The sequence below is a fragment of the Mesorhizobium sp. PUT5 genome (assembly GCF_052216645.1).
GTDB lineage: Bacteria > Pseudomonadota > Alphaproteobacteria > Rhizobiales > Rhizobiaceae > Mesorhizobium.
Genome location: NZ_JBQOSO010000003.1, coordinates 2,467,593 through 2,491,370 on the forward strand (window position 1 = coordinate 2,467,593; position 23,778 = coordinate 2,491,370).

At 66.2% G+C, this 23,778-nt stretch carries 16 protein-coding genes; 6 read left to right on the top strand and 10 right to left on the bottom strand.

Features of this window, described 5'->3' with window-relative positions; all coding sequences use genetic code 11:
• Window positions 1-13: 13 nt before the first annotated feature.
• Together ACTDI4_RS13625 and ACTDI4_RS13630 are read right to left on the bottom strand one after the other, a co-directional pair.
• Window positions 14-346, bottom strand: coding sequence for a lipid-A-disaccharide synthase N-terminal domain-containing protein (locus tag ACTDI4_RS13625; protein ID WP_442841652.1), 333 nt, complete (start codon window positions 344-346; stop codon window positions 14-16).
• The gene (locus ACTDI4_RS13630) at window positions 339-1,073 is read right to left on the bottom strand and encodes a glycosyltransferase family 2 protein (protein WP_442841653.1); all 735 of its coding nucleotides are present in this window, start codon (window positions 1,071-1,073) and stop codon (window positions 339-341) included. Before ACTDI4_RS13630 ends, ACTDI4_RS13625 begins: the two co-directional genes overlap by 8 nt.
• 232 nt (window positions 1,074-1,305) lie before the next feature.
• Between ACTDI4_RS13630 and ACTDI4_RS13635 the strand changes: the two genes are divergently transcribed.
• Complete coding sequence (locus tag ACTDI4_RS13635) at window positions 1,306-1,968, top strand: FMN-binding negative transcriptional regulator (RefSeq protein ID WP_442841654.1); 663 nt, start codon at window positions 1,306-1,308, stop codon at window positions 1,966-1,968.
• A gap of 4 nt (window positions 1,969-1,972) precedes the next feature.
• Here ACTDI4_RS13635 and ACTDI4_RS13640 read toward each other — a convergent pair whose 3' ends face one another.
• Window positions 1,973-3,091 carry an anhydro-N-acetylmuramic acid kinase gene (locus tag ACTDI4_RS13640; RefSeq protein WP_442841655.1) on the bottom strand — a complete coding sequence of 373 codons (1,119 nt, stop codon included), beginning with the start codon at window positions 3,089-3,091 and terminating at the stop codon, window positions 1,973-1,975.
• Between the two features lie 99 nt (window positions 3,092-3,190).
• Between ACTDI4_RS13640 and tyrS the strand changes: the two genes are divergently transcribed.
• The gene (tyrS, locus tag ACTDI4_RS13645; protein ID WP_442841656.1) at window positions 3,191-4,444 is read left to right on the top strand and encodes a tyrosine--tRNA ligase; all 1,254 of its coding nucleotides are present in this window, start codon (window positions 3,191-3,193) and stop codon (window positions 4,442-4,444) included.
• Between the two features lie 12 nt (window positions 4,445-4,456).
• On the opposite strand, the gene ACTDI4_RS13650 is transcribed toward tyrS, so the two are convergent.
• A complete protein-coding gene (locus ACTDI4_RS13650; protein ID WP_442841657.1) occupies window positions 4,457-7,843 on the bottom strand; it encodes a hypothetical protein in 3,387 nt (1,128 codons plus the stop codon).
• 118 nt (window positions 7,844-7,961) lie between these two features.
• Between ACTDI4_RS13650 and ACTDI4_RS13655 the strand changes: the two genes are divergently transcribed.
• Window positions 7,962-8,429 (top strand): peroxiredoxin, encoded by a 468-nt coding sequence (locus tag ACTDI4_RS13655; protein ID WP_442841658.1) that lies wholly within the window; start codon window positions 7,962-7,964, stop codon window positions 8,427-8,429.
• Window positions 8,430-8,543: 114 nt separating this feature from the next.
• On the top strand, window positions 8,544-9,836 hold the full coding sequence (locus ACTDI4_RS13660; RefSeq protein WP_442841659.1) for a M23 family metallopeptidase: 1,293 nt from the start codon (window positions 8,544-8,546) through the stop codon (window positions 9,834-9,836).
• 16 nt (window positions 9,837-9,852) lie between these two features.
• Here ACTDI4_RS13660 and ACTDI4_RS13665 read toward each other — a convergent pair whose 3' ends face one another.
• The 4 genes from ACTDI4_RS13665 to ACTDI4_RS13680 all read right to left on the bottom strand — a co-directional run bounded on the left by ACTDI4_RS13665 (window position 9,853) and on the right by ACTDI4_RS13680 (window position 13,884).
• Window positions 9,853-10,773: a DMT family transporter gene (locus ACTDI4_RS13665; RefSeq protein WP_442841660.1), complete on the bottom strand. Its 921-nt coding sequence runs from the start codon at window positions 10,771-10,773 to the stop codon at window positions 9,853-9,855.
• A gap of 166 nt (window positions 10,774-10,939) precedes the next feature.
• Window positions 10,940-11,725 carry an ATP-binding cassette domain-containing protein gene (locus ACTDI4_RS13670; RefSeq protein ID WP_442841661.1) on the bottom strand — a complete coding sequence of 262 codons (786 nt, stop codon included), beginning with the start codon at window positions 11,723-11,725 and terminating at the stop codon, window positions 10,940-10,942.
• 10 nt (window positions 11,726-11,735) lie between these two features.
• Window positions 11,736-12,782, bottom strand: coding sequence for an ABC transporter permease (locus ACTDI4_RS13675; protein ID WP_442841662.1), 1,047 nt, complete (start codon window positions 12,780-12,782; stop codon window positions 11,736-11,738).
• A 10-nt stretch (window positions 12,783-12,792) separates the two neighbouring features.
• Entirely contained in the window at window positions 12,793-13,884 is a 1,092-nt protein-coding gene (locus ACTDI4_RS13680; protein WP_442841663.1) for a sugar ABC transporter substrate-binding protein, read from the bottom strand.
• 520 nt (window positions 13,885-14,404) lie between these two features.
• Between ACTDI4_RS13680 and ACTDI4_RS13685 the strand changes: the two genes are divergently transcribed.
• Complete coding sequence (locus tag ACTDI4_RS13685) at window positions 14,405-15,889, top strand: MDR family MFS transporter (RefSeq protein WP_442841664.1); 1,485 nt, start codon at window positions 14,405-14,407, stop codon at window positions 15,887-15,889.
• Between the two features lie 5 nt (window positions 15,890-15,894).
• Here ACTDI4_RS13685 and ACTDI4_RS13690 read toward each other — a convergent pair whose 3' ends face one another.
• Together ACTDI4_RS13690 and ACTDI4_RS13695 are read right to left on the bottom strand one after the other, a co-directional pair.
• Window positions 15,895-16,215: a 2Fe-2S iron-sulfur cluster-binding protein gene (locus ACTDI4_RS13690; RefSeq protein ID WP_442841665.1), complete on the bottom strand. Its 321-nt coding sequence runs from the start codon at window positions 16,213-16,215 to the stop codon at window positions 15,895-15,897.
• 101 nt (window positions 16,216-16,316) lie between these two features.
• Window positions 16,317-16,685, bottom strand: a complete 369-nt coding sequence (locus ACTDI4_RS13695; protein ID WP_442841666.1) for an Hpt domain-containing protein — start codon at window positions 16,683-16,685, stop codon at window positions 16,317-16,319.
• Window positions 16,686-16,954: 269 nt separating this feature from the next.
• Here ACTDI4_RS13695 and ACTDI4_RS13700 point away from each other — a divergent pair, with 269 nt between their 5' ends.
• Window positions 16,955-23,683, top strand: coding sequence for a kinesin (locus ACTDI4_RS13700; protein WP_442841667.1), 6,729 nt, complete (start codon window positions 16,955-16,957; stop codon window positions 23,681-23,683).
• Window positions 23,684-23,778 lie beyond the last annotated feature (95 nt).

Sequence of the window (23,778 nt, forward strand, 5' to 3'; positions counted from 1 at the left end):
CGTCCCCGGCTGCTCAGTCGACCTTGCTCATGGCTGCCTTGCGCTCGTTGGCGATGAGCCACAGATTGCGGATATATATGACCAGTCCCAGCCCCTGCCCGGCGATGAAGACGGGGTCGCGCCGCTGGATGGCATAGACGAACAGCAGGCCGCCGCCGAACAGCGAGAAGAACCAGAAAGCCACAGGCACCACCGAGCGCTTCGCCCGCTCCGAAGCCAGCCACTGCACCACGAAGCGCATGGTGAAAAAGAACTGCGCGACGAAACCGAGCAGCACCCAGCCGTCGAACTGCAGGATGAAGACCTGGTGAAGCCAGTCGAGCAGGCCTTGCAACACGCTACCCATGGCTGATTTCCTCTACCTTCGGCATGCGCCGGCGTCGGCGCCGCAGCCACCACACCCCGGCGAGATCCAGCGCGCCCTGCAGGCCGCGGTCGAATATGCCGTAATTCGACTTACCGTGACGGCGCGGCCGGTCGAGCACGTCGCAGTGAACGACGGCGAGCCCCTCCTGGATCACCAGCGCCGGCACGAAGCGGTGGGTGCCGTCGAAGAAGGGCAGCCTGCGCAGCACGTCGGTGCGCACCGCTTTCAGCCCGCAGCCCGTGTCGCGCGTCTTGTCGTGAAGGATGGCGTTGCGCAGCCAGTTGGCGAAGCGCGAGGCAAGCTGCTTGGCTTTCGAATCGCGGCGCTTCAGGCGTTGGCCCTGTGCAGCGCCCGCCTGCGGCCCGGCCTCCACCAGCGCATCGACCAATACGGGAATGTATTGCGGGTCGTTCTGCCCGTCGCCGTCTATGGTGGCGACGATGCTGCCACGCGCGGCCCAGGCGCCCGAGCGCACCGCCAGGCTCTGCCCGCAGGATTTCTCGTGCCGCAGATGGCGGACCGGAAACGGCCGTGACGCCGCCTGGGCGGCAAGCACCGCCGCAGAGTCGTCGGTCGAGCCGTCGTCCACGACGACGACCTCGAAATCGCGTCCCTGCATGGCCACGGCGATCTCGTCCAGCAGCAGTGGCAGGTTCGCCGCCTCGTTGCGGCAGGGAATGACAATGGAAATCAGCGCATCCGCCATGAGGTTCGTGGTCCGCTCGCCGGCTGTCCGATTGCGATGGGCGCCGCGCGCACGCCGGCCCGATGCTCATGATGCCGCGAATGTTTCGAGGCGGCGCACCATTACGCCAGCGGGAAATGCGACGCAAGCGCACCCCGCGCGAATGGAGCGGTTGGCCGGGCCGCCTGCGGCCCCAGGCCCAAGCGGGCAGGTCCGAATGGGTGTATGCTCGCCCTCTAAAGGAACCTGCAAGATGTACCAGCCACCCCACCATGTCGAAGACCGCCTCGAGGTCATCCACGCGCTGATCCGCGCGCATCCGCTGGGGCTGCTCGTTTCCGCCGGCCCGCAGGGGCCGACCGCGAATGCGCTGCCCTTCCTGCTCGATGCGGATGCCGGGCCGAAGGGGCGGCTGCGCGCCCATATGGCGCGCGCCAACGGCCAGTGGCGCGAGATCGCGGCCAACCCGGACACGCCGGTTCTGGTGATCTTCCAGGGCGTGGACACATACATCACCCCTTCCTGGTACGCGACCAAGCGCGAGACCGGCAAGGTGGTGCCGACCTGGAACTATGCCATGGTGCAGGCGCGCGGCAGGGCGCGCGTGGTGGACGACCGCGACTGGCTCGCCGCCCAGATCGACGAACTGACCCGCGGCCACGAGAATGGCCGCAAGCCAGAGGAATGGCACGTTACGGATGCCCCGGCCTCCTACATCGAGGCCCAGATCAAGGGAATCATCGGGCTCGAAATCGAGATCGTCGAGTTGCAGGGAAAGTGGAAGGTGAGCCAGAACCGCCCGGCCGCAGACCGCGCAGGCGTGGTGGCGGGGCTTGCGGACGAGGCGCCGGAAATGGCCGAACTGGTGCGCCGCTACAGCGACGAACGCGACGCCAAGGACAGGCGCGGCACCTGACGGATCAGGGTTTCGCCAATACGCCGCCGGTCACGGCTTTGCGGCAGCCGGTCGTCGTCGGAAAGGTGAGCGGCCGGCCGGCCAGGGAGCGGACCGCCAGATAGGCCCAGGCTTCCGCCTCGGTCGCGTCGCCGTCCATGCCGACATCCTCGGCCAGAACGACATCGGCGCCGGTCTTCTGCGCGCCTTCGCGCAGGTCGGCAACGATGTGCGGGTTCTTGCGCCCGCCGCCGCACACGATCCAAAGCCTCGGCGGCAGCGGCAGGTGCTGGGCCGATTCCAGGATGGCTTCAGCCGACACGGCGGCCAGCGTGCGCGCGCCGTCGGAAAGGCCCATGCCTTCGGCGTCGGCGAGGGTAAAGTCGTTGCGGTCCAGTGACTTGGGGCCGGATCTTCCGAAGAATGGCTTGTTCAGATAGCACGCCACCACTTCCGCAACCACCCCGCCCTCGCTGGCGATCGCGCCGCCGGCATCGAAGGGAATGCCCGCCTCGCGCGCCACCCATTGGTCGATCAGCGCATTGCCGGGGCCGGTGTCGAAGGCGACGGGATCGCCCTGCTCCGGCACCCAGGTGATGTTGGAGATGCCGCCTATATTGACGAACACGACCGGAAACTGCCGCGCATGGGGTTGCGGCAGACCGCGGGCGAGCGCCGCGTGATAGGCCGGCACCAGCGGTGCCCCCTGGCCGCCATGGGCCATGTCGTTGGCGCGCATGTCGTAGACCACCGGCAGGCCGGTGCGCTTCGCAAGAAGCGGACCGTCGCCGAGCTGGACGGTGAGACCGAGGTGCGGACGGTGCAGCACCGTCTGGCCATGGAAGCCGATCACGTCCGGGCGTCCCCACTCCCTTGCCGCCCCCTGGAGGAAGGTCTTCACCGCTTCGGCATGGCGCAGCGAGATCTCGCGCTCCAGCGTGGCCAGGCCGTCCGGCCGCTCCTCGCGCCGCTCGATCCGTTTGGCCGGCTCCAGGCTTGCTTCGAGACGGCGACGGAACTCAGCCTCGTAGGGCACGAAGAAGGCCGGGCCGCGTTCGACGCTGCTTTCGCCGTCGGTGCGCAACATGGCCAGGTCGATGCCGTCCATGGAGGTGCCGCTCATCAGCCCTATCGCGCAGGTCATGCCGCCGTCCTTGTGATTCCTTGCCCGCAGATGCTAAACGCGCGCCATCACACTTGCCATGCCGGCCCGCCATGCCGGCACTCTTCGGGAACGACAAAGATGTCCGGCTTCAAATCCGATTTCCTGCGCATCATGAGCGAGCGCGGCTTCCTCCACCAGATTTCGGACGAGGCGGGCCTCGACGAGCTGTTCGCGAAGGAGACGGTGACGGCCTATATCGGCTTCGATCCGACCGCGCCCAGCCTGCATGCCGGCGGGCTGATCCAGATCATGATGCTGCACTGGATGCAGCAGACCGGCCATCGGCCGGTGGCACTGATGGGCGGCGGCACCGGCATGGTGGGCGACCCCTCCTTCAAGGACGAGGCGCGCAAGCTGATGACGCCGGAGACCATCCAGTCGAACATCGACGGCATCAAGAGGGTGTTTTCCAACTACCTGACCTTCGGCGACGGCCCGCGCGACGCGCTCATGGTCAACAATGCGGAGTGGTTGCTGCCCCTCAACTACCTGGAATTCCTGCGCGACGTGGGCCGCCATTTCTCGGTCAACCGCATGCTCTCCTTCGATTCGGTGAAGCTGAGGCTGGAGCGCGACCAGTCGCTGTCGTTCCTCGAATTCAACTACATGATCCTGCAGGCCTACGATTTCGTCGAACTGAACCGGCGCTACGGCGTGCGCCTGCAGATGGGCGGTTCCGACCAGTGGGGCAACATCGTCAACGGCATCGACCTCGGCCATCGGCTGGGCACGCCGCAGCTCTACGCGCTGACCACGCCGCTGCTGACCACGGCCTCCGGCGCCAAGATGGGCAAGTCGCTCTCCGGTGCTGTCTGGCTCAATGCCGACATGCTGAGCCCCTACGATTTCTGGCAATACTGGCGCAACACGGAGGACGCCGACGTCGGCCGCTTCCTCAAGCTCTACACCACCCTGCCGCTCGATGAGGTCGCGAAACTGGCCGCCCTCGGCGGGGCCGAGATCAACGAGGCCAAGAAAGTGCTGGCCACCGAGGTGACGGCGATGCTGCATGGCCGGGCCGCGGCCGAACAGGCAGCGGAAACCGCGCGCCAGACCTTCGAGCAGGGCCTCACCGCCGACACGCTGCCCGGCGTGGACCTTCCCCGCGCCGAACTGGAGGCCGGCATCGGCCTGCTTTCCCTGTTCGTGAAGGCCGGGCTTGCCGGTTCGAACGGCGAAGCCCGCCGGCATGTGCAGGGCGGCGCGGTGCGCCTCAACGACGCGCCGGTCACGGACGAGCGGCGCATGGTCACCCTTCAGGATCTGGGTGAGGAAGGCGCGATAAAGCTTTCCCTCGGCAAGAAGAAGCACATTCTGGTGCGGGCGGCCTGAGCGCCGCCGCTCTCACCGGTATTCGAAGATCGAACGAAAGATGCCCGGCGCGATCGCCGACAGCGGATTGACGTGCAGGTCGGGTTTGCTGGCGTCGCCTTTCAGCCGGTAGGTGACGCCGATCAGGCCGCCGTCGCGGCCGTTGCCGAGCAGCGCGCCCACCAGGGGCAGCTCGCCGAATATGCGGTTGATGCCATAGGCCGGCATGAAGGTGCCGGTCATGTCCATGCGGTCGTTCTCGTCGTAGAGCGTGCCCTGGAAGGTGGTGCCGATCAGCGGCCCGCGCAGCACGCCGTTGGCGAGCTTGAGGTAGCCATGCCCCTTCTCGATCTCGGCATAGCCGCGCTCGAATTGGACTTTCGCCGTATCGATGCTGCCTTTCACCGCCTGGTTGAGGCTGCGGTTATCGCCCGCGGGCGGGGTTGAGACGATCGAGGCCAGCTTGGGTTCGTCGACGATGAGGAAGTCGCGCGCATCCACGCTGCCGTGCAGCGGCCCTGCCCCGGCACCTGACAGTTTCAGCGCGATGCCGCCGCCGCGCATATGCGGATAGATGTCGAGGAAACGCAGGATCGCGCCGGCATCCGCCGATCGCATGTTCAGCGTGCGGCCATCGGCGCCGGACGTATCGGAAAGGGTGACTGCCCCGCCCGAACCCGCCATCGCGCTCACCTTCAGCCCGTTCACTTTCGCACCGGCGGCGCTGTAGCTCAGAGACAGGTCCGAAAGCTGCTCGTCGTGGAAGCCGGTCAGCGCATTTACATTGGCGCTGACCGATATGCTCTCCCCGCCCGCCGCCTTGGTGGCGGTCTGGCCGTCCGACAGGAACTGCTTGATGAGCGGCCGCGCATCGAGCGAATTTCCACTGATCTTCACCGCATAGCCGCCGCCCGAACGCTGCACCGAGACAGCGACATCGTCGCCGCGGTTCAGCCGCACACGCTTGAAATTGGCCGAAGCCAGGTTACCGCCCGACAGCGACACCGAGCCGTCGATGGCGAAGCTCTTGCCCTGCAGGCCGAAATCCGAGAGCGTCGTGGTGCTGCCGGAACTGCTCGCCGTGAAAGAGACGTCGGCCGGCACACCCGGCCCCTTGCTCCAGCCGGCCCAGGGAATGGTAAGCCGTGCACCGGTGAGGTCGGCCGCCACCTTCTGGCTGCCGTCCTGCCGCTTGTCCAGCGCAACCTTGATCGTGCCGGACACCAGCGCGGAAAGGCCCGGCATGAAGGCTTCGCGTGCCTTGTCGTCGATCACCAGCGCAACCTTGCGACTGCGCGGCGGCCCCTCCGGCGCCAGCGGCTCGACAAGATCGATCTCGGCGGGAATACCGTTGAGCCTGGCCCCGGCCTTGATCACCGCCTTGTCGGGATCGACCACGATCGAGCCGTCGGCGGCGGTCACCGTCTGGCCATCGACAGGCTTGGCCAGCGAAAGGCCCTGATAATCCAGCGCCACCAGCCAGCCGAGCCGGTCGCTGTCTACGCCGGCCTGCAAGGGAATGTCGGCCTTGACGTTGCCGGTAACCGTTCCCGACAGCTCTTCCGGCAGGATACCGACCCGGCGCATGGCATTGATCGGCTCGTAGGAGGCGAGTTCGGCCACCGCCGGCGCCTCGCCTGCCACGTCGATATCGAGCGCCCCGATCACCGGACGCACATGGGCCTGCTGGACCTTCAGCGTGCCGGCGCTGGCCGCAACCGTGCGCCCGCTCGGCATGTAGACCGTGCCCGACTTCAGCGAAATCTCGACATCGCTGCCGTGGAATTCCACCGCGCCCACCGCATCGCGCACCGGCGGGATGCGGCCGGCGGTGTCAAAGCGCGATCCCTCGACCTCGAAGCGGCCGAACACCTCGTCCCGGCTCAGCGGAATGCCATTGCCGAGGCGACCCGGCGCGACCTTGTACTGGAGCTGGGCTTCCGCCACGCGGCCGCCGAACAGGTTCTCCATGACCCACTTGCGGGCGCCGGTGGCGGAAAACCAGGGCCAGAGCTGCTTTACATGCGAGACCGGCATATTGTGCACGGTGAGCGCGAGCAGGATGCCCGGCGAGCCTGCATCGGCGAAGTCGACCTGGGCATGGCCCAGCACACCGCCCTCCGCTCCCGTCTTCAAGGCGATATCGTCGGCCGAAAGCACATGGCTCGCCGTCGCATAGTTGCCGGCGACGCGCGCAATGAACTGCATCGCCGGTTCGGGCGAATCCGCCGGGGCAAGCGTCGAGGCGTTGGTGACGAAATCGTAGCGGTAGGAAGGTTCCTCTCCCGGGGTTCCTTCTGCCGGCTTCGGCCCGATCGAGCCTTCGAAATCGAAGCGGGAGCGCCCGCTCGTCACCTGCAGGCGATCAACGGAAAGCTTTCCGCTGCCCGCCTCCAGCGCCGCCGCCATATCGATGTCGGCGCTGAAAAGGCCCTCCTTGCCGAGATCGAGAACCGAGCCCGCAGACGACACTGCTATGGCCAGCTTCGACGGGGAAGTGCTGCCCCCTTCCGAGCCGGACAGCCGCAACGCAAACGTGCCCATGCGGCCACCGCCAGGAACGGTGTCCCCCGGCCCTTCGATGTCCAGTTCGGCGTTCAGCAACGTCACGCGGCGGCTTTGGGGGTCGCGCTCGGCGGCGGCATCGAGGGTGACGGCGCGACCGTCGATGTCGGCGTCGGTGGATAGCTCCATCCGGTCGCGACCGCTCTGCGAAAGGGTCGCGTCGGCGATGGCGAGTTGCCTGAGAGGCGTGTCCTGCGGCAGCACGAAGACCACCCGCCTGAGCCGCACCTCGCGCAGGGAATCCAGCCGCACTGCGTCCAGCGCTCCGTTGGCCCAGCCGAACACGGCGGCGATCACCTTGTCGGGATCGACGAGACCGTCGTGATTGCGCAGATCGGCCAGCCAGTCGGTTCCCCTGCTGGAAGGTATGGCATCGACGTAGAAGCGGGCATCCGCAACCCTGGCGCTGGTCAGCCTGATCTCGCCCGACAGCAGCGGCATGAGGCGCACGCCGAAACGCACCAGACCGGCCTCCGCGACAGGCACACCAGCAGCCGTTTTCAATGTGACGTCGCGAACTTGGAGCGCTAGGAAGCTCGACCCGTCGAGCGTGATGCGTGCCGCTCCAAGCGAAACTGCGACATCGACACCCGCCATCTTCTCGATGGCCGCCTCGGCCTCCGTCCGGAGACGCTCGGCACCGATGCCGGAAGCCCCGAGCGCATAGACGGCCAGCGCCAGAAGCAGCACGAACCCGCCTGCCGCAAGCGCCAGACGGGCAAGCAGACGCGCTCGGCGGCCGATGGCCGCCTTGCCGAGCGGCGGCACCACGCAGGCCGAAGGCAAAGCGCCGAGATCGGCGATCTCGCCGCGCCTGAACCTGATCTTCTCGTGCCGGGGCGGCTCCTTATCCAAGCTTCCTATCCAAGCGCTTCCGCATCATCATCCCGGACCTGTGGACGAATCCCCGATCGACCATATATCGATGCCCCTTACACGCAACCTGGCGGGTTCCAGAAGCAGGATACTGGGCATGGCAAATCTCGAGGTGGGCGATCCGGCGCCCGATTTTCACCTTCCACGCGACGGCGGCGGCGCGCTGGCTCTTACAGGCCTCGCCGGCAGACCGGTCGTGCTCTATTTCTACCCGGCCGACGATACACCTTCCTGCACCGCCGAGGCGCTCGATTTCAGCCGGCTCAAACCGGATTTCGAGAAAGCCGGCGCGGCCGTCATCGGCCTGTCTCCCGACAGCACCCGAAAACATGACAAATTCAAGGCCAAGCACGGTCTCGGCGTCGATCTCGTCGCCGACGAGGAACGCGAAGCGATCGAAGCCTATGGACTGTGGGTGGAAAAGAAGCTCTATGGCCGCACCTATATGGGCGTCGAACGCGCCACATTCTTGATCGGCGCGGACGGGCGGATCGTCCGCATCTGGCGCAAGGTGAAGGTCAAGGGCCACGCCGAAGCAGTGCTGGAGGCCGTGCGCGCGCTCTGACGCCTCATGCAGCGACAGCCTTCGCGTCGTGAGATGCAACCGGCAAAGCTTTGTTAACCTTAACGGGTTGTAATCAAGCCATCGTTTTACGTTGCATACGAAAGCTTGATTCCCGTGAACGCATCCGGTCAGTCCGCGGTATTCGGCAAGCGCAAGGAGCCGCACACGGTCATCATCGCGCGCGGCGACGAAATCAGGCACTTCACCGTGCGCCCGTGGCTGGCGACCTTCGCCGGCTCGGCGCTGGCCGCCGCAGCGGTCGGCTATCTGCTGGCCACCTCCTATCTGGTATTCCGAGACGACCTCATCGGCGCGGCCGACGCAAGGCAGGCGCGCATGCAGCAGGCCTATGAGGACCGCATCTCCGCACTGCGCGCGCAGGTCGACCGCATCACCAGCCGCCAGCTCCTCGACCAGCAGATCATGGAAACCAAGGTCGGCGAATTGCTGGAGCGCCAGACGCAGCTCTCCAAACGCCACGGCCGCCTCGGACCATTGCTGGAGCGCGCCGAAAGCGAGGTCGGGAAAATGTTGCCGGATGCCGTGCCGGCGCCCGGCGAAAAACCCGACGTGCGGGCGCAGACGACGACGATCGACGACGCCGCTCCGCAGGCGCAGCTTGCCAGCCTCGCCACCGGCGAGGCGCGGCCGTTCGCCTTCTGGTCCACGCGCGGCCAGCTCCCGGCGGGCGAAAGTGCTGTGGATCGCGCCGACAAGCTGTTCGTATCCATCAACCGCTCGCTGCGCAGCATCGAGAACGAGCAAATCGACCGGCTGACCCGACTGGCCGATTCAGCCTACGAAAACGCCGACGCCATCTCGGAGGCGCTGGAAGCGGCCGGCCTGCCGGTGGACAACGACCTCGGCAAGAGCGAAACCGACGTCGGCGGGCCGCTGGTGCCGCTCGATCCCTCCGCCGTCTTCGACACCAAGGTGAAGGAACTGGACGACGCGCTCGACGCGCTCGACCGGCTCAAGCACGAGGCCCGCCGCCTGCCGCTCGCCAACCCGGCGCCGGGCCATGCCGTCACCAGCCCCTTCGGCGTGCGCACCGATCCGCTGCTAGGCACGGCAGCGCTGCATTCGGGCATGGATTTCCGTGCCCCTACCGGAATGCAAGCCAGGGTCACGGCACCGGGCATCGTCGTCAAGGCAGGCTGGAACGGCGGCTACGGGCGCATGGTCGAGGTAGACCACGGCCAGGGTTTCACGACACGCTACGGCCACCTGAGCAGCATCCTGGTCTCGGTCGGCCAACAGCTCGCAGCGGGCGACGTGATCGGCCAGACCGGTAGCAGCGGCCGCTCGACCGGCCCGCATCTGCACTACGAAGTGCGGCGCAACGGCGAGGCGATCAATCCGCTGCGCTTTCTCGCCGTCGGCAAGAAGATCGAGAACTACCTCTGACGCGGAAGTTCCCGTTTCAGTGCGCACCACGCTGGACGTCTTCAGGCGAGCTTTGCGCCCGCACCTTGCGGCGGTGGAAGATGAACAGGCCCGCCAGCACGATGATTGCCGAGCCGACGAGCAACTGGCTGTCGGGCACATCGCCGAAGAAAACAAAACCGAAGACGATGCCCCACAGCAGCAGCGTGTATTGCAGGGGAGCAAGCGTCGAGGCCGGTGCCAGCTTGAGCGCACGCGTGATCATGAGATGCGCCAGGCAGGACACTATGCCGAGCAGCAGCATGGCAGACCAGTCGAGCGCGTCGGCGCCGCGCCAGTCCGTGGCCGCCAGCGCGAGCCCCAGCACGAGCGAGCCCAGGGTCTGCCACGTCACCAGCGCCGTGTCGCTGGTTCCCCGCAGCCGCCGGCCGAGGATCATCGAGATGGCAAAGGACACGCTGCCGACAAGCGCGAAGAGCGACGGCAGCGACAGGGACGCCGTCGACGGCCTGAGCGCCACCACCACGCCGCCGAAACCCACGACGATGGCCAGCCAGCGCCGCCAGCCGACCTTCTCGCGGAGAAAGACGTGCGACAGCGCGGCAATGTAGATCGGCCCGGCCATGTAGAAGGTCATCACGTCGGCCAGCGGCAGATAGACGACCGCGGCATAAAACAGCGCGGTATCTGCGGTGGCGAACACAACCCGCAGGAACTGCAGTTCAGGGCGTTCGTGGCGCGTGAGGCTGGACAGCCCCTGCCTGGCGATCATCGGGGCAAGGATGACGAATGCGCCTAGGGAGCGGACGGCAAGAACCTGCCCCACCGAAAAGCTCGCCACCAGCCACTTGCCCATCGCATCGTTCAGGGCGAACATGAAATAGCCGAGCAGCATGATCGCGATGCCCGCCACGGCGAGGTTTTCCCTGGGAAACACAAAAGCCCGTCGCGGTGTCATCGTCCCGAATCCTGCGGAATACCGGACGGCGCCTACCCGGTTCCCCGCCCCGAGGCAAGCGGAAGTGCCGCAGTCGACCCGCAGCCGGGGCCGTGACCCGCTTGTGGTGGCGCCATGCGGCGTCTCCGGTCCCCTCAATCATTGTGGGCGATGAAATCGCGGCGAATCAGCGGCCGGCCCGCACGCTGCGGCGCGCGCTGCGATATTCGCGCACCACCATGTCGGTCAGTTCCTGCACGGAAGTCTCGGAGGTCGGCTTGTCGAAAACGATGGTGCCGCCCTCGATTAGGTTGATGCGGTCGCAGACATCGAAAATCTGGGCATAATTGTGGGCGATGATGACGATGCCCATGTCCGCGTCTTCCTTCAGTTGCTGGATGACGTCGAGGATCAGCGCCGATTCCTTGGCGCCCATCGCCGCCGTCGGCTCATCAAGAAGCAATATCCTGGCCTTCTGGTAGACCGAACGGGCGACCGCGATCGCCTGGCGCTGCCCGCCCGACAGCCGCGACACTTCGGCGTCCACCGAGGGGATGTTGACGCCCATGCGCTCCAGATGCGCCAGCGCAGCGCGCCGCATGGTCTTGTCGTCGAGGATGCCGAGCGGGCCGCCGAACACGGCCTCGCGCTGGAGGAACATGTTGCGGTAAACGTTCAGCTCGTTGACCAGCGCAAGGTCCTGGTAGACCGCCTCGATACCGAGGCTGCGCGCATGCGCCACCGATCGCAACGTCACCGGCACGCCGTCGAGATAGAGCTGGCCGCTGGTGGGTTGCAGATAGCCGGTGAATATCTTGACCAGCGTGGACTTGCCCGCACCATTGTCGCCCAGAAGCCCCAGAACCTCGCCGCGCATCAACCGCAGGTTTATGTCCCGCAGCGCGGTGACCTGGCCGAAACGCTTGGCCACATGCTCGGCGCGCAGCACCTCGCCTGAAACCGCCTTTTCCATCGGTGCCTCCCTAATCGCGCAACCGGCTGAGATGGATATTGATCGCCATCGTCACCAGGATCGCAGCCCCCAGGATCATGTCGAAGGTGAAGGCGCTGACGCCCAGAAGCGTGAAGCCGTCCTTCAGAATGGCCAGCACGAGCGCGCCGAGGAAAGCGCCGACCGTGGTGCCCAGTCCCCCGGTCAGCAGCGTGCCGCCGATGACCGCCGAGGCGATGGCCGCAAACATGATCTCGTTGCCTCCGGCCAGCGGGTCGATCGAACCGATGCGGAAGGCATCCAGAATGCCTGCGAAGCCGCCAAGCGCGCTGCACAGGATGAAATTGCCGGTCTTGATGACGCGTATCTTGATGCCGACCTCGGCCGCGCCGGTCGGGTTGCCGCCGGTGGCGATGGTGTGCAGCCCCCAGCGTGTCTTCATCAGCACGAATTGCAGGCCGAGGGCGATGGCCACCGCCCAGGCCAATTCCGCCCACGGATTGGCGCCGAAGATCTGCGTGAAGGTGTCGCCCGCCTGCGGCTGCACGGGGAAGCCGCCCGAAATGGTGAGCGTGAAGCCGTTGATGAGGAAGAGCATGCCCAGCGTCGTGACGAAGGAGGGCAACCGCAGGAACGTGGTGATGAAGCCGTTGAGGGCGCCCACCACGCCCGCGGCCGCCACTCCGGCGACCACCGCCAGCCAGTCCGGCACGCCGGCGTCGGCGGCGAAATACATGATGAAGGGCGACAGCGCGTAAACCATGCCCACCGACAGGTCCAGTTCGCCACACACGAGCACCATGACTTCGCCGGCGGCGATGATGGCGGTGGTAGCAGTGAACTGGACGAGATTCTGCAAATTGTCCGGGGACAGGAAGGCCGCGCTGGAATACTGGAAATAGACGACCAGCAGCAGCCCGGCGATCACGATGCTGGCCTCGCGGTAGCGGAACACCGCGGCCGCGACACGGCTCCAGGCCCCGCGCTGCGGGGGCAGGCCGCCCTGCCCTGCCCCGTTCACGTCGGCTGCGCGGCTCCCCTCGCTCTGCCGAAGCCCGACGCGGCCGTCCTCGTTCATCTGCGCATCCTCAGCCGGCGATCGGGCCGGAGCGCTCGACCAGCTTCTCTTCCTTCGAATTGCCCTCGTAGCGGCTCTTCGTCTTCAGATATGGCTGGACGCCGTCCTTGGTAACGAACTTCAGGCCGGTATTGATGTCGGCGGGTCCCGTAAGGCCTCCCGACATCTGGAACAGGAACATCTGCATGACCGTGTAGAAACCCTGCAGATAGGGCTGCTGGTCGATGGTGAAGTCGAGATGCTCCTTGTCGATGGCATCGAGGGTCTCGGGCAGCAGGTCGAAGCCGCCGGCCCGCACGCCCTTGCCGTGCAGCCCGTATTTCTCCATCGTCTTGCCCACCGCCATGGTGCTGCCGGCATCGACGGCGAACATGCCCTTCACGTCCTTGTGGCCGACATAGTAGGCGTCGACGCGCGAAACCTCCTCGTTGACGGTCGGCCCGCTGGCGATCTGCGTGAAGTTGATCTTCTTGCCCGAAGCCTTGATGGCGTCGGCGGCGCCGTCGAGACGCGGCTGGATGTTGAGCTGGCCGGGTGTGGCGATGAAGCCGACCACCTCGCCCTCGTCCACCAGGCTGACGATGCGCTCGCCCAGCGCCTTGCCGGCGAGATAAAGATCCTGGCCGATATAGGCCAGCCGGCCGTTGCCCTTGGCGTCGGCATTATAGGCAAACACCGGGATGCCGGCGTCCAGCGCCTTCTTGACCGGATCGTTGAAGGCGTGCTCGTCCACGAGGCAGACCGCGATGCCGTCCACCTTGGCGGCAATGGCGGTATTCATGGCATTTACCATTTCGGAAGCGATGGACTTCTGCGAGCCCGTCCATTGTGAGGTGCAGCCGAGCAACGCACAGGCATCGGCGATGCCGTATTGCGTCGGCACGAAGAACGGATTGGTGGTGACGTGGTTGACGAAGGCGAACTTCCACTCCTTGTGCTTGGGAAAGTCTCCTTCCCTGGCGGCGGCCGCAGCGGAGGCCGGCAAGGCGCCCAGCGCCGCGAGCGTGGCAGCCCCGCCGGCACCGAGCGCAACCTGCAGCAGCGTGCGCCGCGTGGCGGCCAGAGCCTGCCCGCACGTGTCGTCTTCACGATCCCGGATCATGGTCAATCTCCTCTATGTTTCCGATTTGTTCCTGGGCAATCCATAGACGCGCGGCCGGTAAAATATGACGATGAGAGGACCGCGGGGCCTTGCCCACACAACTAGGGTGCTACGGCCGTCGCTGTAGGGTGTGGCGGCACGATGACTTCTTTTTGAACAAAAAGTGCCGGGCCGGACTCCGAAAACGCCAGCCTGGCCTGCCGAAACCGCACCATGACAGGTGCAGCACCCCGTCGGCGCCTTCGGGACCTGAGCCATTTTGGAACAAGCCGGGCCGGAGTCACGTTTTCGGCACGCGGCCGAAGCCGTTCTCGACACTCCCGCGCCGGTCTGCTATCTCCCGCGCCGCTGTTTCAAGGAAACGCGCGCCGGTTGGTAGTCCGGCGATCCCGCCGAGGGATTCGAAGCCTCGTGTCCCTTGCGAGGCCCACAGCCAAGACCATGTGCCGGTCCCATGAGCCGCATAGGCTCTTGGGCAACCCGCATCGGACAGTGGACGAACAGCGCGGCAGACGAATCGATGGACAAGCCCGTCAGACAGAATGCGGCCCCCGCCGGGGCGGCACCGGCGATAACGGAAAGCGAGAAGAACGCCATCATCGGCGGCGTGCTTTTGTCCATGCTCCTGGCCGCGCTGGACCAGACCATCGTCGCGCCGGCCATGCCCACCATCGCCCACGCGCTGGGTCACGCGCAGTATCTGCCCTGGATCGTGACCGGTTATCTCCTGACGGCCACCGCCATGGCTCCGCTTTACGGCAAGATTTCCGACGTTTACGGCCGCCGCCCCACCATCTATGCGGCCATCCTGATCTTCCTCGCGGGATCGCTGGTGAGCGCGCTGGCGCCCAACATGCTCGTGCTGATCATCGGCCGCGCGGTGCAGGGCCTTGGCGGCGGCGGCCTTTTCGCACTGTCGCAGACGGTCATCGGCGATCTCGTCCCACCGCGCGAAAGGGCGCGCTATGCCGCGTGGATTTCCGGCACATGGGCCGTCGCAAGCGTTGCCGGGCCGTTGCTGGGAGGCACCTTCGCCGAGCATCTGCACTGGTCGCTGATCTTCTGGATCAACATTCCGCTCGGCATGCTGGCCATGGCCATCATCAACAACCCGCTGAAGAAGTTGCCGGTGGCGGCTCACCGCCACCGCATCGACGGCCTGGGGGCGCTGCTGCTCGTCGTTGCCACCGCGCTGCTGTTGCTGGCGCTCAACTGGGGCGGCGCCACCTATGCCTGGGGTTCACCGCAGGTCCTCGGCCTGATCGGCCTGTCGGCGCTGTTCTGGGCCGGTTTTGCGCTGCGCGTCATGCATGCGGTCGAGCCGCTGATCTCGCTCGAAGTGCTGGGCAATCCGATCGTGCTGGCCGGCACGCTGTCGATGTTCGTGTTGCAGGCGGCCAATGTCGGCCTTGCCGTCTACCTGCCGGTTTATTTTCAGTCCTATTTGAATCTCACCGCCAGCGAATCGGGCACGGCCCTGCTCGGCCTGCTGCTGGGCACCGTGTTCGGCGCCACCATGAGCGGACGCCTTGTTGCGCATTTCGTGCACTACAAGCGAATCGCGATCTTCGGCGCCGCCTTCGCCATAGTATGCCTGCTGGGGCTGGCCTATCTGGCCGATGGTGCCTCGCTGACGGTTGTGGAAATCCTGACCGTGGGCGTCGGCATCGGCACCGGCGCCACGTTCCCGGTCGCCACGGTGTCGGTTCAGAACGCGGTCGATCAAAGGCACCTGGGCGTGGCGACGGGCGTGCTTACATTCCTGCGCTCGCTGGGCGCCGCGCTCGGCGTGGCCCTGCTGGGCGCGGTCGCGCTGGCCTATGACCTGCCGCTGATGGGCGAAGGCGTCCAGATCAGCATCTCGCTCGCCTCCGCCGCCCCCTTCGCGATGATCTTCCTGGTCTGCGCGGCGATGCTGGTTGCCTCGCTGATCGCGTTCTTCTTGATGCCGGAAAAGCCGCTGCGCGGCAGCAACCAGACGGAAAGCCCGGTGCTTGTCGAATAGCGGGATCAGCCCTGCCGCTCGGGGATGCGCACCACGAGCCCGTCCAGTTCGTCGCGCACCTTGATCTGGCAGGACAGCCGCGAATTGGGCTGGACGTCATAGGCGAAGTCCAGCATGTCTTCTTCCATGGCCTCCGGTTCGCCGACCAGTTCGGTCCACGCCTCGTCGACATAGACGTGGCAGGTAGCGCAAGCGCAGGCACCACCGCATTCCGCCTCGATGCCGGGGACGGCGTTGCGAATGGCGTTCTCCATCACGGTCGAGCCGTTCTCGGCCTCCACGTCATAGCGAGTGCCGTCGAAGGCGATGTAGGTCAGCTTAGTCATTCCGTCACCTGATGGAGATCCGCGCCCGAGATAATCGCTCATACGGACAAGTCAACTGCGGCGCAAAATCGCCGTATGGTGACGCTTTTCCAAAAATGCGGTCAGCGGTCGATGGCGGCGATGAAATCGCGGACCTGCTCGATCAGTTCGCCCAGGCGCGGCAGGACCGAAACGTCCTGCGGGTCCTTCTCCACCTCGGCGGCCCAATCGGCGATGACGAAGGCGCCAACACCGCGTGCGGCTCCCTTCAACCCGTGTGCCAACAGGCGCCGCTGTTGCGTGTCGGCGTCCGCGATGCTGTCGCGGACCGAAATCGCCTGCTGGACGAACAGCCCCAGTACCTCGCGCTCCAGGTCGCGGTCGTCCAGGGTCTGGCGCGCCAGATGGGCGAGATCGATGGGTCGCGCGGGCGCTGCCCCACACGCCTCGCCGCCGGGCCTGGAAAAAGCCGCATCGTCCTCTTCACGCATGAAACCTCTCTTGTGGCATGGCAGCCGTCCATCCTCGTCAAACACGATGGACAAGGCGTTAATGCGGGCATGTGAAAAATGTTGGGCCGACACGCCCAACTCACGCCTTCGTTAACCTTATATTTAAAGTTTTACGTATGCGGCCGAATGCATGTTTTCTTTACCCCCCTGTGTCATTACGATACGAAGGTCGATTTTCAGCCTCAGGCGCGGGGCACTTAAAGTCACAATAATACGTTCCGCAGCGGCCAGTACAGGGTAGCGAACGCATGGCGAAGAAGACAACCACAAGCAAGACGCTCGACAGCGACGTCGCCCGCGAACTCGAGGAGGCGTTGGATCTGGACTTCGCCCAGGCCGACAGCGGCGACCTCGACATCGCCGCCTCGATGGAGGATCTGGAGGCGCAGATTTCCCAGGCTGCCGACGAACTTGCGCGCGCCGGAAAAAGCTCCGCCCCCCAGCAGCCCGCACCTGCGGCCAGCCAGTCCAATGCGGCCGAGTTGCGCCCCGCCGAACCGAATGGCGGCCAGCCGGCCGGCTTCGCGCCGGCCAATGACGATCGCCAGAAGGACTACCGCACCCTCCTCCACGGCCTCAACCGCCGCGCTTCCAACACCGTCTACTGGATCGTCACCCTCATCTCCGTCGCCTGGATCGCCGGTGCCGCAGCCCTTGCGCATCTTCTGTTCGGTCCCGGCATCTGGCAGATTCGCTCGGTCGGCCAGTTGCTCGCCCGCCCCGAATTGATCGGCATGGCCGTTGCCGCGCTGGTGCCGGTTATCCTGTTCTGGGCGTTTGCCGCCATGATTCGCCGCGCGCAGGACATGCGCCTGGCCGCCCAGTCGATGACGGAGGTGGCCTTCCGCCTTGCCGAACCGGAAAACCTTGCGCAGGACCGCGTGATGATGATCGGCCAGGCGGTGCGCCGCGAGGTGGCCGCCATGGGCGAAGGCATCGAGCGGACCCTGGCGCGCGCCGTCGAGCTCGAGACGCTCGTCCATAGCGAGGTCAGCCAGCTCGAACGCTCCTATTCCGAGAACGAGGCCCGCATCCGCTCGCTGGTGGATGGCCTGGGCAGCGAGCGGGAGGCCGTTGTCGGCCATGCCGAACGCGTGCGCGCGTCGATCGCCGGCGCACACGAGACGCTGCGCGACGAGATCAGCTCGGCCGGCGACCTCATTCGCGAAAGCATCCAGGGCGCCTCGACCAAGCTGTCGATGACCATCACCAGTTCCGGCGACTCGCTGATCGACCGGATCAATGAAAGCTCCATGTCGGTCTTCGATTCGATGGAGAGCCGTCTCGATTCCATCACCGACAGGCTGTCCACGTCCGGCGAGGCGTTCGCCAGCCTGCTCGACACGCGTATCGCCAAGCTTACCGATTCCACCGACGGCCTCACCCGGTCGCTCACCGAACTTCTCGACGACCGCACCGCCGGCATGGTCTCCCTCCTGGGCGGCGCCGCGCGCACGCTGAGCGCCGAATTCGAGACCAGCCTTTCGGGCATCGAGCGCACCCTGGCCGAACGCGGCCAATCGCTCATCAGCCAGTTCGAGACGCGCGCCGAAGCGCTCGACACCGGCACCCAGAAGCTCAACGCCGCCCTCGAAGCCCGTGCCCGCCAGATCAACGAGACGCTTGTCGAACGCGCCCGCGAGATCGCCGACACCTTCACCCACGGCAAGGATTCGCTCTCGGCGCTGATCGACGAGAGCCGTTCCCGCATCAGTTCCGATATGGCCGACATGGTCACCTCGACCTCGGCCATGCTGGAGGCGCGGGCCAGCGATTTCACCGGTCGCCTCGAGCTTGCCGGGCAGAGCGTCTCACGTGCGTTCGACACCGATATCCAGCGGCTTGCCGAAGCCCGCTCCGGCATCGAGGAAGCCGTCCAGCATCACAGCCGCGAGATGGCCGAAAGCCGCGAGCGCATGGCGGCCGCCATGCATGAGGACCTGGCCCGCTTCGCCGAGGGCCGCGCCGAGATCGACGCCGCCGTCACCGGCCAGGTGCAGAAGCTGGCCGAAGGCAGAGGCCTCATCGCGCGCGCCCTGGAAGAGGACCTCCGCAAGGTCAACGAGACCCGCGCGGCGATCGACGCTTCGCTCGGCGATCATCTCGAACGTCTGGAGGATGGTCGCAAGCGGCTGACCGAGGCATTGAACCATGATTCTGAAAAACTGGTTCAAACTCGCACCATCATTGATGAAATGGTTTCCGGCCACGTCGGCAAGCTGGCCGAAGGCAGGGACATCCTCGCGCGCGCCTTGGAGGCCGACCTCACGAAGCTTGAAGAGAGCCGGTCCGGCATCGATGCCCTCGTCGCCGGCCAGGTCGAGAAGATAGCCGAGGGCCGTGCGGTGCTGGCCAGGGCGCTGGAAGCAGACGTCGGCCGCATTCAAGGCCTGATGGAAAACCACTCCGTCAAGCTTGGCGAGGATCGCGACGTGCTGGGCCGCGCCTTGGAAAGCGATCTTTCACGTATCAGCCAGGCCGTTCAGGAACATGCGAACCGGCTGGCCGATGAGCGAGGCCTGCTTTCCCAGACCCTGGAATCCGACCTTGCCAAGCTGGCCGAGAGCCGGTCCAGCATCGACGGGCTTGTCGCCGGCCAGGTCGAGAAGCTGGCAGAAGGCCGCGACATCCTGCGGCGCGCGCTGGAAAGCGACCTCGCCACCATCCAGGAAACCATAGCCGACCAGTCGCGCAAGCTGACCGACGACCGCGCCCAGTTCGCGCATGTCCTGGAAAGCGATCTCCGCAGCGTCAACGCGCTCGTCCACGAGCATATGGAGAAGCTGGCCGCCGATCGCTCCACCCTTTCCCAGTCGCTGGAGGAAGACCTCTCCAAGCTGGCCGAGAGCCGCCAGAGCATTGACGGCCTTGTCGCCGGCCAGGTCGAGAAGCTGGCCGAAGGCCGCGACATCCTCAAGCGCGCGCTCGAGAGCGATCTCGACACTGTCCAGAACGCGATCGCAGACCATTCACGCAGGCTGGCAGGCGATCGGGCCGAATTCTCCCGCGCCCTTGAAGGCGACCTTGAGAGCGTCAATGCGCTCGTCCAGGAGCACAGGGAGAAGCTGGCCGCCGATCGCTCCACCCTCTCCCAGACGCTGGAGGAAGATCTTGCCAAGCTGGCTGAGAGCCGCCAGGGCATCGACAGCCTGGTCGCCGGCCAGGTGGAGAAGCTCGCAGAAGGCCGCGACATCCTTGCCCGCGCGCTGGAAAACGACCTCGCCACCATCCAGGGAGCGATCGCCGACCAGTCGCGCCGGCTGAGCCAGAATCATGCCCAGTTTTCGGCGGCGCTGCATGGCGACCTGCAGAATGTCGGCACTGTCGTGCAGGAGCACGCCGACAGGCTGGCGGCCGACCGTTTGACCCTTTCCAAAGCGCTGGAAGACGATCTCGCCAAGCTGGCCGAGAGCCGCCAGAGCATCGACGGCCTTGTCGCCGGCCAGGTCGAGAAGCTCGCCGAAGGCCGTGATATCCTGCGACGCGCCCTGGAAAGCGATCTCGCTACTGTTCAGGATGCGCTTGGCGAACACGCGCGCAAGCTGTCCGACCACCGTGCCGAATTCTCGAGCGCCCTCGAAGGCGATCTCCAGAAGGTGGACACTCTCGTGGGCGGCCACATGGAAAGGCTGTCCGCCGACCGCGCCACGCTGTCGAAAGCCCTGGAGGACGATCTCGCCAGACTGGCCGAAAGCCGCCAGGGCATCGATGGCCTTGTCGCCGGCCAGGTCGAGAAGCTCGCCGAAGGCCGCGATATCCTCAAGCGCGCCCTGGAAAGCGATCTCGCCACCATCCAGGACACCGTCACGGCGCAATCGCGCACGCTGGCCGACGATCGCGCCCGCTTCTCGCAGGCGCTGGAGGAAGATATCCGCGGCGTCAGCGAGTTGGTGAGCGGCCACGCCGAAAAGCTGGTTTCCGAGCGTTCGCTGCTAGCCAAGGCGCTGGAGGACGACCTCGCCAGACTGGCCGAGAGCCGCCAGAGCATAGACGGGCTGGTCGCAGGCCAGGTCGAGAAACTGGCCGAAGGCCGGGATATCCTGCGCCGCGCGCTCGAAGCCGATCTCGAAAAGATCGGGGAAACCCGTGGCGACATCGACGGAGCTATTGCCAGCCACGTCGGCAAGCTTGCCGAGGGCCGCAACATGCTGACCCGCGTGCTGGAGGGCGATCTGGGCAAGCTGGCCGATGCGCGCCGCGAGATCGACGCTGCCGTGTCCGGTCATATCGACCGGATCGCCACCAGCAGCACGCGCGTCTCGGACGCCATCGCTGCCGATATCGGCAGGATCGAAGACGCGTTCAGCCGGCAGACCGGTGTCATCGAGGAGCGCGCGAGCACGATGGAGCGCGCGCTTTCTGCCGGCGTCGAGAATATCCGCGGTGCGCTGGAACAGAGCGCCGTGGTCGTCGCCGCCCAACTGCGTGACAAGGTCCTGGAGGTTACTGCGGCGCTGCACGAGCAGGCCGGCGCCACCTTCAGCGACGCCGACCGCCGCATCGCGGAGCGGGCCGAGCAGACATCGGCAGCACTCATGGCGCGAGCCGAGGACATCGCCCGCACCTTCGAGGAAGCCGACAACCGGCTGGCGGCACGCGCCCAGGGCACGTCGGACGCCATGCTGGCGCGGGCCGAACAGAGCGCGGAAGAGCTTTCCGCCCGCGCTCAGGCGATCGCCGCCACCTTCGACACCGCAGACCAGCGCCTGGTGGCGCGCGCTGTCGAAACCGCCCAGTCGCTGGCGACGCGCGCAGGCGAAATCCTGCGCAACTTCGAGGATGCCGACCAGCGGCTTGGCGCGCGTATCGGCGAATCGGCAGAGGCGCTCGCCGCGCGTGCGAGCGATCTCGGCCGCATCTTCGACGACGCCGACCGGCAACTCGCCATGCGCATCGCCGAAGGCGCCGAAAACCTGTCCGGTCGCGCCTCGGAGATCGGCCGCGTGTTCGAGGAGGCCGACAGCCGGCTGGTGTCGCGCATTGCCGACAGCGCCTCCGCGCTCGATGGCCACGCAGAGAAGATCGTCGGCGCCTTTGCCGAAACGGAACAGCGCGTGGCGGAGCGTGTGCGGCAGACGGGCGAGCAACTGACAATTCATGCGCGCGGTATCGAGCAGACGCTGGCGGGCGCCGACGAGCGGCTTGCAGCCAACGCCGCGGCAACAGCCGCCCGCGTGGAAGAGCATGTGGCAAGCGCCGAAAACCGCCTGGCAAGCTCGGCAGAAGCCGCCGGCCAGAAGCTCGGCGAGCATGTCTCCCTGGCCGAGACCCAGCTTGCGTCGCGCGCCAACGTCATCGCCGAGACCTTCGCCGCGGTCGGCCAGCATATCGGCCAGAGCACGAACGAGGCGGCCCGCACGATCGGCGCCAACACGCGCGAGCTCAATTCCATGTTGGCTGCCCGCTCGGCGGAACTGTCGAAGATTCTCGACGAGACCGCACGACCCCTGGTCGAGCGCTTTGCCGATGGCGGCGCCGAATTGCAGCGATCCATGGAGGAAGCCACCGAACGCGCCACCGAGAAGCTGCGCCGGGAAAATGCGGTTCTGGTCGACGCGCTCGCCAGCCGCACCGCCGAAACCCTTTCGGCCGTGGACGGCGCCCGCTCGACGCTGGCCGAGAATGTCACCGACCTCATCGGCCGCATGTCCACATCCAGCGCCCAGCTCAACGATCTGATCGGGAAGGCAGCCGCCAATCTGGGCCGGGTCGAGGGCCAGCTCACCGGCAGCACGCAGAGCTTCGCGGCAACGACGGAAAAGGCGGCTCAGACCTTCGCCAGTTCGGCGCGTCTGGTCGACTCCAACACGTCGCGGCTCACCGAGCTGTCCTCGGCAACGCTGCGCGAGGTGGCCTCGATCGCCACGCGCTTCGACGAGCATGGCCGCCTGCTGGCCAGCGCATCCGAGCTTCTGTCCTCGGCACAGAGCAATCTGGAGCACACTCTGGAGCGTCAGTCCTCGCTCGAGGACCTCGCCGTCGGCCTGGTCAAGAAGTCGGAAGACCTGGAACGGGTCATGCGCTCCTTCGAGGGGCTGGTCGGCCAGACCTTGCAGAAGGCCGAAGGCCGCACGCTGGAATCGGCCGACAAGATCCGCACCTCCATCGCCGAGGTCATGGAATCGGCCACCAGGCGCTTCGCTGACGCGACCGAGGAGATGCGGCGCACCGCCGGCTCCATCAAGAGCGAGCTGGATCTCACCCGCGCCGAATTGAAGAAGGGCGTGGTGGAGATGCCGCAGGAGGCCAAGGAATCGACCAGCGCGATTCGCCGGGCGGTTTCCGAGCAGATCAACGCGCTCAAGGAACTGTCCGAGATCGTCGCCAAGTCGGGGCGGACCGTCAACGTTTCCGAGCCGCGCAGCCTGCGCCCTGCCCCGCAGCCTCCGGCGCCACGCACGCCCGAGCCACCGCGCCGGGCGCCTGCCCCGCAGCCGCCAGCGGCTGCAGCCCCGCTGCGCGGATCGCTGGACACGGCCACGGAAACGACGCTTCGCCCGCGCGAGCCCGCCCAGCGTCCGCAGCAAGGCGCCTGGGTGCGCGACCTGCTGAGCGGCGCGTCGCGCGAGGAAGAGCCGCGGCCGGTGCCGACGGAGGCGCCGCGCGCCACGCCTGTGCAGCGTTCGCCGCTGCATGTCGTGGAATCGCTCAACTCGCTCTCGGTGGACATTGCCCGGGCGATCGACCACGAAGCCTCGATCGAATTGTGGAACCGTTACCGGCGCGGCGAGCGCGATGTGTTCACGCGCCGTCTCTACACGCTCAAGGGCCAGCAGACGTTCGACGAGATCCGCCGCAAATATCAGGCCGAGGGCGAATTCCGCGCTGCGGTCGACCGCTATTGCGACGACTTCGAGAAGCTGCTGAAGGATGTGTCGCGCAACGACCGCGACAATGTCATGACGCAGACCTACCTGTCCTCCGACACCGGCAAGGTCTACACCATGCTGGCGCACGCCAGCGGCCGCCTGCGCTGACCGGAAGCATGAGCAACAAGAAAAAGGCGGGGAAATTCCCCGCCTTTTTTCATGAGGTACAGCCCTTGCCGTGTCGTTGGGGGGGACAATACCGG

Excerpts from the sequence above, each read along its gene's own strand:
- ACTDI4_RS13625 (WP_442841652.1), bottom strand. The coding sequence starts at position 346 with ATGGGTAGCGTGTTGCAAGGCCTGCTCGACTGGCTTCACCAGGTCTTC.
- ACTDI4_RS13630 (WP_442841653.1), bottom strand. The coding sequence starts at position 1,073 with ATGGCGGATGCGCTGATTTCCATTGTCATTCCCTGCCGCAACGAGGCG.
- ACTDI4_RS13635 (WP_442841654.1), top strand. The coding sequence starts at position 1,306 with ATGTACCAGCCACCCCACCATGTCGAAGACCGCCTCGAGGTCATCCAC.
- ACTDI4_RS13640 (WP_442841655.1), bottom strand. The coding sequence starts at position 3,091 with ATGACCTGCGCGATAGGGCTGATGAGCGGCACCTCCATGGACGGCATC.
- tyrS (WP_442841656.1), top strand. The coding sequence starts at position 3,191 with ATGTCCGGCTTCAAATCCGATTTCCTGCGCATCATGAGCGAGCGCGGC.
- ACTDI4_RS13655 (WP_442841658.1), top strand. The coding sequence starts at position 7,962 with ATGGCAAATCTCGAGGTGGGCGATCCGGCGCCCGATTTTCACCTTCCA.
- ACTDI4_RS13665 (WP_442841660.1), bottom strand. The coding sequence starts at position 10,773 with ATGACACCGCGACGGGCTTTTGTGTTTCCCAGGGAAAACCTCGCCGTG.
- ACTDI4_RS13670 (WP_442841661.1), bottom strand. The coding sequence starts at position 11,725 with ATGGAAAAGGCGGTTTCAGGCGAGGTGCTGCGCGCCGAGCATGTGGCC.
- ACTDI4_RS13675 (WP_442841662.1), bottom strand. The coding sequence starts at position 12,782 with ATGAACGAGGACGGCCGCGTCGGGCTTCGGCAGAGCGAGGGGAGCCGC.
- ACTDI4_RS13680 (WP_442841663.1), bottom strand. The coding sequence starts at position 13,884 with ATGATCCGGGATCGTGAAGACGACACGTGCGGGCAGGCTCTGGCCGCC.
- ACTDI4_RS13685 (WP_442841664.1), top strand. The coding sequence starts at position 14,405 with ATGGACAAGCCCGTCAGACAGAATGCGGCCCCCGCCGGGGCGGCACCG.
- ACTDI4_RS13690 (WP_442841665.1), bottom strand. The coding sequence starts at position 16,215 with ATGACTAAGCTGACCTACATCGCCTTCGACGGCACTCGCTATGACGTG.
- ACTDI4_RS13695 (WP_442841666.1), bottom strand. The coding sequence starts at position 16,685 with ATGCGTGAAGAGGACGATGCGGCTTTTTCCAGGCCCGGCGGCGAGGCG.
- ACTDI4_RS13700 (WP_442841667.1), top strand. The coding sequence starts at position 16,955 with ATGGCGAAGAAGACAACCACAAGCAAGACGCTCGACAGCGACGTCGCC.